The organism is Providencia sp. 2024EL-00732, assembly GCF_044006275.1.
GTDB classification, from domain to species: Bacteria; Pseudomonadota; Gammaproteobacteria; order Enterobacterales; family Enterobacteriaceae; genus Providencia; species Providencia huashanensis.
In genome coordinates, this window is record NZ_JBIPDG010000008.1 from 61,837 (window position 1) to 76,163 (window position 14,327).

Here is a 14,327-nt window from a genome sequence, read left to right on the forward strand (position 1 = left end):
CACTGCTGAATAAGCCATTCCCGAGCTAAATTTGTTGTAGTGAAACATCACCAAAAGTCATAAAAACCAACGTGTGACCCGCGACACCTCGGTAAACACCTTGCTGGTTGTTTAATTCGCAAGCTAACGCGGTGAGCTGCCAAGCGTCATATTCTTCAATGTCGCTCACTCGTGCGGTCAACAACGGGTTATCACTGCGCTCACCATAGGCTTTAACTGCAATGGCATCATGTGTAAGCGCGGGTTGGATCGAACTATTTGCCCAACTCCACATCCAACTACCTTGGTTTTGGTCATATGTTCCAACGATTTGTACCGGTGCAGTCGCCATTACATTGTCTGGAGCGTGAAAAATAATCGTCCCTTCGTCTTGGTCTACCGACCAATCGGCTTGGTCCAATTTCCACGTGTCACAATGAAACTGATTTTTAGCTTGTAAGGCATTCATACTGCGTTCAATAAGCGCCTCGTAAGGCATTTGTTCTAATTCGTTATTCATGAGTTACCTAATATTTTTTAACGCATTGATGACCAACTGCCAAAATTTATGGTGGTCTAACTTAACTGCGACCTGTGTATGGCAGTCAGCTGGTGCTGGGTGACGGAAATCAGCTACCGTCATACCTAATGTCAATGACCCTGTTAATTCGATATCAATAGGAACTTTTTGTGTAGTAATAACTGAAGGATCAATCACATAAGCTACAGCGCAAGGGTCATGAACCGGAGGAGCATCAAAGCCTTGAGCTTGTTTGTACATTTTCCCGAAAAAATCCAGAAGTTCCACAACAAATTGCGAACAATCACTACCTATCGCTGCAATTTCATTTACAACATCCGGGGTCGCGAGGGCTTGGTGCGTCAAATCTAACCCCACCATGGTCAGTGGCCATTTTTCATTAAAAACAATATGGGCAGCCTCTGGGTCAATTTTGATATTAAATTCCGCGACTGCGCTCCAATTCCCCACATGGTAGCCACCGCCCATCAGCACCACTTCCTTCACCCGCTCCACAATGCGGGGCTCTAGACGAGCAGCAAGCGCAATATTGGTTAATGCCCCTGTTGGTACTAACGTTACCGTTTTAGGGGGGTGTGACATAATGGTATCAATAATCAATGAAACAGCATGTCTTTCATCTAATTTAAGTGTGGGCGTTGGTAAAATAGGGCCGTCTAACCCTGAGTCCCCATGTATGTCTGGTGCAACTTCGCTATTACGCACTAATGGGCGAACAGAGCCCGCGGCAAAAGGAACCCCCGTGATCTTAGCCATTTCAGCAATCGCTAGAGCATTATAAGTGACTTTTTCGAGGGTTTGGTTACCTGCAACGGTTGTTACAGCCAATAAATCAATGTCTGGGTTGCCGTAAGCCAGTAATAATGCAATTGCATCATCATGACCAGGGTCGCAATCAAGAATTATTTTTTTGCTCATACCTTACCTTATCAATAAATGAGGAGTCAGCTATGACTAGTCTGACCCCAATGTAACGAGCTAATAAGGTAAAATCTATGCTTACTATCTGAATAACTACAAAATTACTTTAAAACATGTGCATAGACACGTTTTTTCTCACCTTCATTCTTGGAAATATAAACGCCTTGTAATTCAGGAGCAAAACCCGGTAGAGCGTTGATCCCAGCTTCAAGAGCTTTGAAGTAACGCAATACAGGGCCTGACCAAACTTCCCCCGGCACAACACACAATACCCCAGGAGGGTAAGGCAAGGCTCCTTCAACGGCAATACGCCCTTCTAATTCATCCAAGGGTAGTAACTCACAGTTACCCCGAATAAATTCAATATGGGCTTGCTGAGGGTTCATTTTTACCTTAGGGAAATGTTGCTTACGGAACATTTCTTTTTGCAATTGCTTAATATTATCGTCAACGCTGAGTTGGTGCATTTCTTGGCACAGACGGCGTAACGTATAACCATGGTAATGGCTTTCATAACGCTGATAAACCGACGGTAATACGTCAACTAATAATGCATCTTCATCGAGTAATTGCTCAAAGCGAACTAAATGAGACACCAGCAATTCCAGTTTTTCGCGCGTTTCCGCCGGTGTTAATAGAAATAGAATGGAGTTTAAGTCGCATTTTTCAGGGATCACACCATGTTCACGTAAAAAATGCGCCAAAATAGTCGCAGGTACACCGAAAGCCTCATATTCACCACTTTCGACGTCGATACCCGGTGTCGTTAACATTAATTTGCATGGGTCAACGAAGTATTGATCCTGTGCATAACCATCAAATGCATGCCAACGTTGCTTAGGGATAAAATTAAAAAAGCGCTGCTCACTCGCAATTTGCTCAGTAGGATAATCCTGCCATAACTTGCCATCAACCATTTCAGGAACAAAGGGCTTAAAGTAACGGCAGTGCTGAAGTATGGATTTTCTGACTTCAATGCCCACTTTTACGCAATCCATCCACATCATATTGCCGGCAGCGCCTTGATGTATACGTGCATTGACATCCAGAGAAGCAAATAGTGGGTAAAATGGGCTCGTAGAGGCATGCATCATAAAGGCATTATTGAGTTTTTTATGAGAAACAAAACGCTCTTGACCTTTGATGTGATTATCTTTTTTATGGATCTGTGAGGCTTGAGAAAACCCGGCTAACTGCTTATGGACGGACTGAGTGACCATAATACCAGGGTCATTTTCAGTTAATTCGAGCAGTAATGGCGAGCACTGACGCATCATTGGTATAAATTGCTCATAACCAACCCATGCAGAATCGAATAAAATATAATCACATAAATGCCCAATTTTATCGACCACTTGTCGTGCGTTATACACTGTTCCGTCATAGGTGCCTAATTGGATCACCGCCAATCGAAACGGCCGTACAGCTTGCGACCGTTCTGGCATAACATCTGTAATTAATTCACGTAAATAAGTTTCTTCAAAGCAATGTGCATCAATACCACCGATAAAGCCAAATGGGTTACGCGCCGTTTCAAGATAAACCGGTGTCGCCCCCGCTTGGATCAATGCGCCATGATGATTTGATTTGTGGTTATTACGGTCAAATAATACGAGGTCGCCCGGTGTTAATAAGGCATTTAATACCACTTTATTCGACGATGAAGTGCCATTTAGGACAAAATAGGTTTTATCTGCATTGAACACTTTAGCCGCAAATTTTTGGGCTTCTTTCGCAGCACCTTCGTGGATCAGCAAATCCCCCATCGCAACATCTGCATTGCAGAGGTCGGTACGAAAAAGGTTTTCACCATAAAATTGGTAAAACTGCTCCCCCGTAGGGTGACGACGGAAAAATTGCCCCCCTTGGTGCCCAGGGCACGCAAAAGTCACATTATGACCCGCAGCATAATCCATCATTCGAGCAAAAAATGGAGGTAATAACTGCTCAAGATACTGATTAGCAGCATCAAGTAATTGGCGGCTATTTTCTTCACGCTCAGCAGGTGCTGGCGGCAAAATGGCCGTTAAATAAGGAGGTAATTTTTCATCCGTTGGTAGCTGTTTATCACTAATGATAAACAGCGGAATACTGAGCTGACTCTCAGCAACCCTTTTCCACAGCCCTTGGTTGGCATCTTGTTCAGATAGCACAACAGCAGCAATATTGTTTAACTGTGCATCGCGAATATCTACCCACTGAAATTCACCAGTAAAATAGATAGCGACCCCCTGGCTACATGCCACATTGATTTTATTCATAACAGTCTGGCTCTTAGTTAGCTGAGGAAAAGAGGCGGTCAATATACTTGATAGGTAGGGGAATTGGAATGACCTGCGCCTTGGCAAAAAAATCAGTAAAACAAAAAGTCGATTATTTTTTATAAGCCTCTGGTTAATAGCATAAAAATGCTAACAGCTAGCAGCTCAATGACCGAAATTTTATTTTTACATTTCAAAGATATAAAGATAAACCGACTAATTAATTAATAATTAACAATCAATTAGTCGGCTAATTTATCATGTGCGGAACGTTAGTTGTTTTTTTCCACATACAATGTTTGAGATGGGAATGCGAAGTCAGCATTATGACGTTTTACGATATCGATTATCTTTAAATATACCGCTTGCTGCGCAGCTAACCACTCTGCCCATACGGTTGTTTTCGTAAAACAATACACCATAATATTTAACGAAGAATCGGCAAAGGCATCAAAATATACTAATAATGTTTGCCCTGTATCGATATTTTCATCTTGTTTTAGCATCGTGCGTATCTCATCAACAATCGCACCAATTTTGTCAGCGTCTTCATAACGCAAACCAATTTCTGTTTTAATACGTCGATTAGTCATACGCCCAGGGTTTTCCACACTAATTGAAGAAAAAACTGAGTTCGGTATGTAGAGAGGTCGATGGTCAAAAGTAATAATTTTTGTGATCCGCCAACCAATTTCGACCACGGTACCTTCAATATTTCTATCTGGTGAACTGACCCAATCACCAATATTAAAAGGACGATCAAAGTAAAGCATTAACCCCGAGAAAAAGTTACTGAGAATGTCTTTACCTGCCATACCAATGGCGATACCACCAATACCACCAAATGCCATCAGCCCTGATAAGCTCATGCCAAAATGTTCACCAAAAAGCAGTACAATGATGACAAAAACTGTCGTTTTAAATACCCTAGCCACAATACGTGCTGATGTAGGGTCACTCCCTTTTTGAATTTGTTTCTTTTCTAATCGATTCGCTAATTGAAACAATTTTCGCATTAAAATTAAGGCGATAGCTGAAATTGTTAAAAAATTAACTAAAGACGTTGAAATAAAACTTAAATCAAAGTCTGTTGCTGCCATATCCACATACTGGGCCAATACAATCACAATGCCACAGAGTACAACTGTTTGAATAATATGGATAAGAATGCTTTTATTTTTGTGCTTATGCCTTTTATGAAGCACTTCAAAAACGACATACAGTGCAAGGCATGCTGCAATCAATGTCATTCCAATCGCATATTTTTCAAGTAACGCTTCTATCATCTCTAACCGCCCTAAAATTTAACCGATAGGTATTATTATTGTGAGTTAGTTCATTTTTGCTGCATGTTGTTATCAATTCATTTTGTTATTAAGATAACAATAATAAATATAATTTTCCCAATAATTATCAATTACTTTTTCGATAATCCAATAATGAATAACACACTATTTTCCCCTAACGAAAAAGAAATCTGCAACGTCCAGAAGCTGCGACCACAACAAAAATACACGTATTTTGTAGGCAAAATAGCCGATTGGGAGCAAGTTTGGGCAATCAGTGATGGAAATAGCCTTATTACAGTAAGAAACGGTATGCATGACCTTTCCCTCCCTTTATGGCCAGCTAAAGCATACGTAGAGCAGTGCTTAACCGGCGAATGGGCTCATTTTTCACCCATATTATTTTCCCTTGAGCATTTGATGACGGAAGTATTACCAGATATGCATGAAGCAAATATTAAAGTTGCAATAATGATGCAACCTGAAAGAAAAAACATACTACTTTATGATGCAGCGAGGCTACTTTCTGATTTACAAGAAGAATGTCAACAATATGAATAAGGCAGCGAATCGCTGCCTTTTATCAAAGATCCCCTGAAAAATCGTCAATGACTATTTTTCAACCCCCGTTGTTACGGTAAATTGACGTGTTTCACCCGCTTGTAACCAAATTAATGTTTGGTTATTTTTTGCCGCCATAAAGCCTTCTGGCCGGCAAGTTGCAGGGAGTACAAACGCGCCAACCTTTTGGTCTCCATTATATAAAATCCAGCGGGTGGCATAATTAAGTTCATTCGAGTTAAAACGTGTGATGAACGTATTCCCATCTGGCGATGTCATCCTGAACTCTGGCTCGGTAGTATATTGGCTCAAGTTATCCATAAAGAAAACAATTTCAGGGTCACACATGTCTGGTTGGTCAAGTTGATTTAACGTCACTTTGCCTGATTTTAAGGACTCATTAAACTCAAGCCACTGCTCGGTTGGATGTACATGACCCGGTATTGATTCACGCAGCTTAATCGCATGTTCTGGGATATTTTGCGTCAATGTTGCCTTATCTACATAAGCATAATTCATATGGCACATATACTGGAGTGGCATAGGAACAGACGCCAAGTTTGTCACTGACATTTGTATATCAAATAACGTACTGTTTTCCTTTAATAAAACTGATGGGGTAGCGCGATAATGATGACCAAAACCCATCACATACTCATATTCACCGACAATTTTTAAGCTATCTTCTGTCAGCTCAAGCCAACTGCTATCCATTGATGCACAAGGCATTTCTCCATGCAATGGGTGAGTATCCTCTGGTGAAGGGCAGCCATTACTGATTAAACCTGAGTGAAAAGCAAAGCAACCATACGTTTCTACGACTGTTGGGACACGTTTCGGGGCTGAAAACATATTTTCCATTTTCAGATTTTGGCCACAGAATTCAGCATCCCAAATCATTTGCCCTAAAAAAGGTAAAATAGTTAAATAACCTTGCTGATTTTCAATACGTAAACCTTCTACGCCCGTTTGATAACGGAAAGCTGTCGCAGAAAATTGGTCATTTTGTAAAATAAGGGTCGGTTTTTCCGTAAATAAGCTTCTGTGAAGTGGTATTAGTGTATTCATTTTCATACTCACGGTTTGATTAAATGGATGGAATTGGGTAGCTCACACTACCCAAATTGATTCGCTGAATTATTTTGCTTCTTGTTTTGCTTTAAAACGGCGTTCACCAACAAAGTAAATACCAACATAAACAAAGCACAACATAGAAACCAAGAATGAAAGCTGTAAAGAGTGCAACATATCAGCGACATAACCTTGTACCGCAGGGACAACTGCAGCCCCAACAATCGCCATCACAATGACCGCACCCGCCATTTCAGTATGTTCATTATCGACTGTATCCAAAGTGCCCGCATAAATAGTCGCCCAGCAAGGTCCAAATAAAATGCTCACCATTACAGCGGCGTACACCGCGGTAAAACTTGGAATAAATGCAACATAAATCAGGAACAGAGCACCAATCACAGAATAGATAATTAATACTTTTTCTGCGTTAAAACGAGTCATTAAGATATTGGCGATAAATTTACCAATAAAGAAACACGCAAAGCTATATACCATGAAGTTCGATGCATCACGTTCGTTAATATCGCCCATTTCCAACGCTAAACGAATAGTGAATGACCAAACAGCAACTTGCATCCCAACATATAAGAACTGAGCAATAATCCCTTTTCTAAAACGGCTATTTTTGGCTAAATACTTTAACGTATCGATCGCAGAGGGGCGTTTGTGATCCTGAGTTTCTGCAACTTTACATTTAGGAAACTTAGTAATTAGGAATAAGATCATCACCACGACCAATACCATGATCATATAACGATAGGGTTCGAGTGTATTTTCTAACATCGCTAGGCGGAATTCATGAATTTGTTCCGCATTCATTCCCGCCATTTGACTTTGCAGGCTATCTCCTTCGGAGAAAACGAGATATTTACCCAGTAAAATCCCCCCAGCCGCACCGATAGGGTAAAAGGTCTGGCTAATATTCAAACGAAGTGTAGCGTACTGTTTTGGACCAATCATCGAACTATAGGTATTTGCTGCGGTTTCAAGGAAACTTAAACCAATAGCAATCGCGAAAATTGCCGCCAAAAACATCGTATAGGTTGCCATATGTGAAGCTGGGAAGAACAAACTACACCCTGCGATGTAGAGGATTAGCCCCACCATAATAGTGTATTTATAGCTGGTTTTTTTGATCACCAAAGATGCAGGGATCGCAATCAAAAAGTACCCACCATAAAACGCACTTTGCACCAAAGCTGATGCAAAGTTACTAAGTTCAAAAACACTTTTAAACTGTGTGATCAAAATGTCATTTAATGCCGCTGCACAACCCCAAAGAGGAAAAAGGCAGGACAGTAGGATAAATTGAAATAGAGGAGTCTTACTCAGGTAGCCATCCGGTAACTGAGTGATGTTCTTAATGTTCATAGTAACCCTTATAATTTTATAATTTATACCCGATGACTTGCTATTCAGTTCTAGTGACTGATTAATACATCAAAGGGTATACAGCTACGTTGACTATTATTATTTAGCTATTTGTTAACTGTGTTGATTTGCACAAATTCCGTAAATTGCTCAACACTTGGATAAGAAGATTGAGTCCCTTTCCCTGTCACACTAAATGCAGAAAACATCACTGCTTTTTTCAGTGCTTCTTCAATATTCCCGGTGTGTACATAATAATGAGAAAAACAGCCAATAAAGGCATCTCCAGCGCCACTGGTATCAATGGCATTTACTTTGATAGCAGGTATATACAACTCACTATCGCGCGTCATCCACAAAGCCCCTTTATCACCAAGTGTGACAATCAGGTTTTTTAGGCCCTTATCCAATAGTGATTGTGAAGCTCGGCGGATGTTGTCCATCGTGTCGACTGGCATATTGGTTAGAATTTCTAATTCCGTTTCATTGGGTACAAAGAAATCACAACGGCAGGCAAAATCTAGATCGAGCGTTCGTTGAGCGGGGGCCGGGTTAAGTAATACGGGTATCCCATGCTTGTTACCAAAAGCGATCGCGTGATACACCGTTTCGAGTTGGACTTCTAATTGTAGGACGATCAGTTTGCATTTTTTTAGATCTTCAGCAGCCCGATCGATATCCTCTGGTGATAAAAACTTATTCGCTCCTTTAACGATCAAAATACTATTAGACGAATTTTGATTAACAAAAATTGGCGCGACACCACTTGAAGTACACGGAACTTTTTCCACATAGCGCGTGTTAATCCCGTAAGATTCAAGATTACGGATGGTGTTATCTGCAAAGATATCATCGCCGACTTTAGTTAACATAATCACTTTAGAATTCAATTTAGCCGCAGCAACAGCTTGGTTCGCACCTTTACCGCCGCAACCAATTTTGAAAGCTGGCGCTTCTAGCGTTTCGCCTTCTTTTGGCATTTGATCGATATAAGTGATCAAATCAACCATGTTTGAACCAATAACTGCTATATCCATAATGTCCCTCGTGTTAAATAAATCACATAATGCTATGATACTAACATTATCATGTTGCAAAAATATCATTTGTGATTAGGATCTCGAATAACGAATGATCAAGTGTTACATCTACCACATTTCCTCATTCTTTGTTGTCTTATCCACATTTATATAGGAAAGTTGAAAATGCAAGACTTAGCAAAATATATTGATCACACTTTACTCGCTGCTAATGCAACTGTTAGTGATATCACAAAATTATGTGCAGAAGCGGCAGAGCACCATTTTGCCTCAGTATGTGTCAATACAGGATATGTGCCTTTAGCCAGTGAGCTGTTAAAAAACAGCGACGTTAAGGTTTGCTGTGTGGTAGGCTTCCCTTTAGGTGCATGTTTAACTGAAGCTAAAGCTTTTGAAGCGGCTGAAGCCGTGCGCCGTGGAGCTGATGAAGTTGATATGGTCATCAACGTCGGGATGCTAAAAAGTGGTGATTTAGACTTTGTTCGTCAAGATATTGAAGCTGTTTTTGCCGCTTGCGGTAACGCAACACTCAAGGTTATCTTAGAAAACTGCCTACTAACAGATGAAGAAATTACACAAGTTTGTGAAATTTGCCGCACAATTAAAGTTGGTTTTGTGAAAACTTCAACAGGTTTCAGTACAATGGGGGCGACTGAACACCATGTTGCTCTAATGCGTAAAGTAGTCGGCAACGAAGTTGGTGTAAAAGCGTCTGGCGGCGTTCGCGATCGTGAAACTGCCATTAAAATGATTGAAGCTGGTGCTAACCGTGTTGGCGCTAGTGCAAGTGTTGCAATAGTCACGGGGAATAATGACCAGCCAAGTGACTACTAAATGCTGGGGCGCGGTCTGACCGCGCCAATTTTATGTATTACAAAAGGACTGTAGGGTGATAGAAACTAAACAAAAAGAACGCCTTCGCCGCTTAAGTGAATGTTTAAAACGTTCAGGACGCATTCATTTAAAAGAAGCCGCTAGAATACTCGAAGTATCAGAAATGACCATTCGACGAGACCTTAGCGCAGATACCGAAGGCCCTATCCCAATGTCGCTACTTGGTGGCTATATTGTTTCTGTTACCCAACCCGCCAATTTAATCGCTCAAGAACAACAAGCGGATATTTTTACCCCAGACCAAACCGAAGCACTGTATATTCCAAACCTTGCCGCGAGTATGGTTACTGAAGATGATGTGATTTTCTTTGATAATGGTATTGAAATGGCAACATTGATTTCTCTTATCCCAGAGGAGATCAGTTTCACTGGAATTTGTTACTCACATAACGTTTTTTTAGCGTTAAGCCAGAAGAAAAATGCCACCGCCTTGTTATGTGGTGGTGAATATCGGCCAAAAAGCGATTCCTTTTACAACCCTTCATTACCTTCACTACTCGATTCAATTAACCCCAAAAAAGCCTTTATCTCTGCGGCTGGCGTACACGGGAACTATGGTGTGACTTGCTATAACTTGGATGATTTACCCATGAAGAAAAAAGCCATGGAAAAGTCCATTCGTAAGATTTTATTAGCGCCCTATAACCTATTTGATGAAGTTGCTACCGCCAATATGGGGGAATTGTCACAATTCGATGTGATAGTCACCAATCGCCAACTTTCCGATGAATACGAAACTTACTGCCGCAATGGTTTTGTGAAAGTGATTTTTTAAAAAAATTATCATTAAGCGGGCCGTTTATTACCCGCTTAAATTAAATTTTCACGGTTAAATAATCCTCTGCCATTATTGTGGCTGGGAATATTGCTTGGCACTCAGCAAGTAACCTTGGGATATCATGAGTCATATAACGCCCACTCAAATGGGTTGCAATAAAGCGTTTTACCCCAGCAGCACGAGCTAATCGAGCCGCTTGTTCCGTAGTTGAGTGCCCGCGTTCATTGGCTTTTTCCGCAAATGCTGCTTCTAAAGTGGTTTCATGCACCATAACATCTGCATTTTTAGCGAGTGCTAGCCCCTGGTCGGTTGGCTTAGTGTCACCAAAAATTGCAATCACTTTACCAGAGATAGGTTCGCCTAAATACTCCGCGCCATTCACAGTTCGACCATCTTCCAAAGTGATTGTTTTACCCGCTTTTAGGTCTTGCATCCACGGCCCCCGAGGGATGTTATCTTGCGCGAGTCGCTCTGCATCTAAAGCCCCGCTCTTTGCATGCTCTTCAATACGGTAGCCGTAGCATTCCACTCGGTGGTCAAGGGGGTAAGCCGTCACAATCAATTCGCCATCATCAAATAACTGCCCAGCTTGAATTTCAATGATGTTGAGTGGATAAGTCATATAAGACTCACTCACACTCAAAACGGTTTCAACATATTGTTTCAACCCTTTCGGACCATATAGCGTCAAAGGTTCTGTTGCGCCCCCCATTGAGCGGCTGCATAACAAACCCGGTAGCCCAAAAATATGATCGCCATGTAAATGTGTAATAAAGATCTTGTCAATTTTTGGCGTTTTAAATGGGCTATTTAAAATACGGTGTTGTGTGCCTTCCCCGCAATCAAATAACCAATAGCTTTTTCGAATACCGACCAAATTTAATATCATACTGGTGACATTACGCTCTTTCGTTGGCACACCAGCACTGGTTCCTAAAAATGTAAGCTCCATACTACCCTCATCTAATCCATTGTTTTTATTATAGTAAGATTTTTTCCAATGACAATTTTATTGATTTTACCCAGTCACTTATTCGATATTTTTCAATTATCAATAAACGCGGTCATTCCAAATAATTCCAATATAAAAACCGCTTTTCCATATTATTCCAAGTAATTCCCAAGCGTTTTTCTCAATACTTGTTCCAAAATAACGGAAATGAATATCCAATCTAGGAATGTATTTAATGAATTGCCCTAAAGACAAACGCTCTCATCCTTTAGCCTTATTTATGGCAGCTTGGTCATTGACCATTATGCCAATGTTGCCTAGCTATGCAAAAATGCTCGAACCGAAAGAATTACCGCTTTTAGGCAGCACAGTAGAAAACCCTGAAAATAGCACCATGGAACGTGACTTAGCACAATACAGTAAAACAACTGCAACACTGCTATCTCAACAAAAAAATAGCAATGATATCGCTGAGATGGCACAAAGTTACGCGTTTAACCAAGCCGCTAATGTTGCAATAGACGAAATTACCCGTTGGTTATCAAAAGCCGGTAATGTCAAATTAAGCCTAAATGTTGATAAAAAATTATCCCTTAAAAGTAGCCAATTTGACTGGCTGATCCCTTGGTATGAACAGGCTGATATGCTGTTATTTACCCAACATAGCATTCATAATACCGATGGAAGGTTACAAAGCAATAATGGTATTGGGTTACGTCAGTTCAACGACCGCAACACAGTTGGTATCAATGCTTTCTTTGACCATGACCTTTCCCATTATCATTCCCGTTTAGGCATCGGTGCCGAATATTGGCAAGACTATTTAAAACTCACGGCGAATAGCTATTTACCTGTTTCTGGATGGCGTAGTACATCGGCATTATCTCAAGCCTATAATGCACGCCCTGCCCGCGGTTGGGATGTACAAGCAGAGGGGTGGTTACCTGCTTACCCTCACCTCGGCGGTCATCTTAAATTTGAACAATATTTCGGTCAGGATGTTGCTCTTATGGGGAAAAATAAACGCCAAAAAGACCCAACAGCAGCCTCAGTTGGTGTCAATTGGACCCCAATTCCCCTAGTCACCTTGAGTACTCAGCATAAAGTCAGTAGTGGATTACATGATACCAGTGCCAAAATGCAGTTTACTTGGGCATTTGATAAAGCATTCGCTGAGCAAATGGACCCATCGAAAGTAGGCGACTCCCGTCGAGTGTCTAGTAACCGCCACGATTTCGTTAATCGAAATAACAATATTGTTCTAGATTACCAAAAGAAAACCGTTATTCAGTTAAAGCTCCCAGAAAAAATACAAGGTGAAGCAGGCCAAGAATTACAACTTGTACAATCAGTTACAACTCAATACCCCCTTAAAAAAATTGTCTGGAACTCCCCTGAATTATTCGCTGCTGGGGGTGTTATTAGTTCATCAGGTCAAAATGCTAGGTTAAAATTGCCAGCATATAAAATGGCCTCAACCCCTTCAGAAAGTAAAAAATTGAACCGTTATCATTTAAGTGCCGTTGCTTATGATATTAATGGGAATACATCATCAACAAGTGAAACACTGATTGAAGTCACGGATACCATCGCCACAGCAACCAGCCCAGCACAAATACAGGGTATTAATATCAGTAAAACAGCATCATTGGCGGATGGCAAAGAAGCCAATATAGTTTCCGTTTATATTACCGATGCTAAAGGTAACCCTATCGCAGGGAAAACCGTCAATTTTAGCGCCACGCTAGGTAAAATTGACGCTCATGGTGTGACAAACCAACAGGGAATGATTGACATGCCCCTGACCAGTATGATGAGTGGTATCAGCGAAGTTACCGCATCTGTCGATGGTCATACTGAAACCGTTGCCGTCTATTTTATCAGCGGTCATTTAAACAAAATTAAAATTCTTAACACCAGTACAACCTATGCTGGTGCAGAGACGACCATTTCACTCAGACTCATTGATGAAAATGACAACCCTATTTCTGGTGCCGATGGGGTCATTATGATCAATATGGGTAATAAACAAATCCCAGTAGAAATCGAAGAAAACTCCGCCAACCTAGGTGAATATAGTGGAATACTTGCAGGGCAAATGGAAGGTGATTACACCATAACTGCTTCTTTACAGGGAAAAACGTCACCAGAGTACACTTTAACTGTAAGCTCACCACTCACCGTCGATGCGCTCAACCCTGACGGCAGCGGCCCTCAAGGTCAGTTAGGTGTTGTTGCGCATGTAGAAATCACCACAAGAGCAACCAGTAATTTGAACGTCGGTGATGATTTACTACTTACCGTTACCCTCAGTGATGCATTTGGTAATACACTTGAAGGTATAGACCCTCGTAATATCGACCTTGGAAACCATAACGCTAATCTTGTCGGTTGGTATGAAGAGCGCGATGGGGATTATTCTACCTACTTAACATTAACAGCAGCCGGTAACCTTGATATTGCAGCCTCAATCAATGGCCACTCAACACAAACAACGGTCTCAGTAAGCCAAGTAACACCTTAAACACCCTATTTCCCCCCGTATATAGGGGGGAATGAAAAAACCTTACTAATCAATTGGTAACCATACCATTCCAAACTTTTCCACTACGCTAACTTAATTTCCGTTTAAGTCCAATAAATTCACAAGCATATACACCACTCCCCCC

12 protein-coding genes are annotated in these 14,327 nt (G+C 41.1%); 4 read left to right on the forward strand and 8 right to left on the reverse strand.

Going from position 1 to position 14,327, the window contains the following annotated elements; genetic code table 11:
• Positions 1-25 precede the first annotated feature (25 nt).
• The 4 genes from ACHB7C_RS13590 to ACHB7C_RS13605 all read right to left on the reverse strand — a co-directional run bounded on the left by ACHB7C_RS13590 (position 26) and on the right by ACHB7C_RS13605 (position 4,988).
• A complete protein-coding gene (locus ACHB7C_RS13590) occupies positions 26-499 on the reverse strand; it encodes a DUF6882 domain-containing protein (RefSeq protein WP_048608753.1) in 474 nt (157 codons plus the stop codon).
• Between the two features lie 3 nt (positions 500-502).
• The gene (locus ACHB7C_RS13595) at positions 503-1,438 is read right to left on the reverse strand and encodes a nucleoside hydrolase (protein ID WP_042848868.1); all 936 of its coding nucleotides are present in this window, start codon (positions 1,436-1,438) and stop codon (positions 503-505) included.
• A 104-nt stretch (positions 1,439-1,542) separates the two neighbouring features.
• Positions 1,543-3,702: an ornithine decarboxylase gene (locus ACHB7C_RS13600; protein ID WP_042848869.1), complete on the reverse strand. Its 2,160-nt coding sequence runs from the start codon at positions 3,700-3,702 to the stop codon at positions 1,543-1,545.
• A 272-nt stretch (positions 3,703-3,974) separates the two neighbouring features.
• Positions 3,975-4,988 (reverse strand): mechanosensitive ion channel family protein, encoded by a 1,014-nt coding sequence (locus ACHB7C_RS13605; RefSeq protein ID WP_042848870.1) that lies wholly within the window; start codon positions 4,986-4,988, stop codon positions 3,975-3,977.
• Positions 4,989-5,141: 153 nt separating this feature from the next.
• On the opposite strand from ACHB7C_RS13605, the gene ACHB7C_RS13610 reads away from it, so the two are divergent.
• Entirely contained in the window at positions 5,142-5,549 is a 408-nt protein-coding gene (locus ACHB7C_RS13610; RefSeq protein ID WP_048608818.1) for a DUF2750 domain-containing protein, read from the forward strand.
• A gap of 51 nt (positions 5,550-5,600) precedes the next feature.
• Here the strand turns inward: ACHB7C_RS13610 and ACHB7C_RS13615 are convergent, their stop codons facing one another.
• From ACHB7C_RS13615 to rbsK, 3 genes are all read right to left on the reverse strand, one after another.
• On the reverse strand, positions 5,601-6,617 hold the full coding sequence (locus tag ACHB7C_RS13615; RefSeq protein WP_042848880.1) for an aldose 1-epimerase family protein: 1,017 nt from the start codon (positions 6,615-6,617) through the stop codon (positions 5,601-5,603).
• 69 nt (positions 6,618-6,686) lie between these two features.
• Positions 6,687-7,994 (reverse strand): L-fucose:H+ symporter permease, encoded by a 1,308-nt coding sequence (gene fucP / locus ACHB7C_RS13620; protein WP_042848871.1) that lies wholly within the window; start codon positions 7,992-7,994, stop codon positions 6,687-6,689.
• 107 nt (positions 7,995-8,101) lie between these two features.
• Positions 8,102-9,031, reverse strand: coding sequence for a ribokinase (rbsK, locus tag ACHB7C_RS13625; protein WP_042848872.1), 930 nt, complete (start codon positions 9,029-9,031; stop codon positions 8,102-8,104).
• Positions 9,032-9,199: 168 nt separating this feature from the next.
• Between rbsK and deoC the strand changes: the two genes are divergently transcribed.
• Both deoC and deoR read left to right on the forward strand, forming a co-directional pair.
• Positions 9,200-9,868, forward strand: coding sequence for a deoxyribose-phosphate aldolase (gene deoC, locus ACHB7C_RS13630; protein WP_042848873.1), 669 nt, complete (start codon positions 9,200-9,202; stop codon positions 9,866-9,868).
• Positions 9,869-9,923: 55 nt separating this feature from the next.
• Positions 9,924-10,703, forward strand: a complete 780-nt coding sequence (gene deoR, locus ACHB7C_RS13635) for a DNA-binding transcriptional repressor DeoR (RefSeq protein ID WP_042848874.1) — start codon at positions 9,924-9,926, stop codon at positions 10,701-10,703.
• A 40-nt stretch (positions 10,704-10,743) separates the two neighbouring features.
• Here deoR and rnz read toward each other — a convergent pair whose 3' ends face one another.
• Positions 10,744-11,658, reverse strand: coding sequence for a ribonuclease Z (gene rnz / locus ACHB7C_RS13640; protein WP_395347587.1), 915 nt, complete (start codon positions 11,656-11,658; stop codon positions 10,744-10,746).
• Between the two features lie 235 nt (positions 11,659-11,893).
• Here rnz and ACHB7C_RS13645 point away from each other — a divergent pair, with 235 nt between their 5' ends.
• Positions 11,894-14,182, forward strand: a complete 2,289-nt coding sequence (locus tag ACHB7C_RS13645) for an inverse autotransporter beta domain-containing protein (RefSeq protein WP_395347588.1) — start codon at positions 11,894-11,896, stop codon at positions 14,180-14,182.
• The last annotated feature ends 145 nt before the right edge of the window (positions 14,183-14,327 follow it).

What these genes read in the sequence shown, in the direction of transcription:
- ACHB7C_RS13590 (WP_048608753.1), bottom strand. Translation starts at nt 499, where the DNA reads ATGAATAACGAATTAGAACAAATGCCTTACGAGGCGCTTATTGAACGC.
- ACHB7C_RS13595 (WP_042848868.1), bottom strand. Translation starts at nt 1,438, where the DNA reads ATGAGCAAAAAAATAATTCTTGATTGCGACCCTGGTCATGATGATGCA.
- ACHB7C_RS13600 (WP_042848869.1), bottom strand. Translation starts at nt 3,702, where the DNA reads ATGAATAAAATCAATGTGGCATGTAGCCAGGGGGTCGCTATCTATTTT.
- ACHB7C_RS13605 (WP_042848870.1), bottom strand. Translation starts at nt 4,988, where the DNA reads ATGATAGAAGCGTTACTTGAAAAATATGCGATTGGAATGACATTGATT.
- ACHB7C_RS13610 (WP_048608818.1), top strand. Translation starts at nt 5,142, where the DNA reads ATGAATAACACACTATTTTCCCCTAACGAAAAAGAAATCTGCAACGTC.
- ACHB7C_RS13615 (WP_042848880.1), bottom strand. Translation starts at nt 6,617, where the DNA reads ATGAATACACTAATACCACTTCACAGAAGCTTATTTACGGAAAAACCG.
- fucP (WP_042848871.1), bottom strand. Translation starts at nt 7,994, where the DNA reads ATGAACATTAAGAACATCACTCAGTTACCGGATGGCTACCTGAGTAAG.
- rbsK (WP_042848872.1), bottom strand. Translation starts at nt 9,031, where the DNA reads ATGGATATAGCAGTTATTGGTTCAAACATGGTTGATTTGATCACTTAT.
- deoC (WP_042848873.1), top strand. Translation starts at nt 9,200, where the DNA reads ATGCAAGACTTAGCAAAATATATTGATCACACTTTACTCGCTGCTAAT.
- rnz (WP_395347587.1), bottom strand. Translation starts at nt 11,658, where the DNA reads ATGGAGCTTACATTTTTAGGAACCAGTGCTGGTGTGCCAACGAAAGAG.
- ACHB7C_RS13645 (WP_395347588.1), top strand. Translation starts at nt 11,894, where the DNA reads ATGAATTGCCCTAAAGACAAACGCTCTCATCCTTTAGCCTTATTTATG.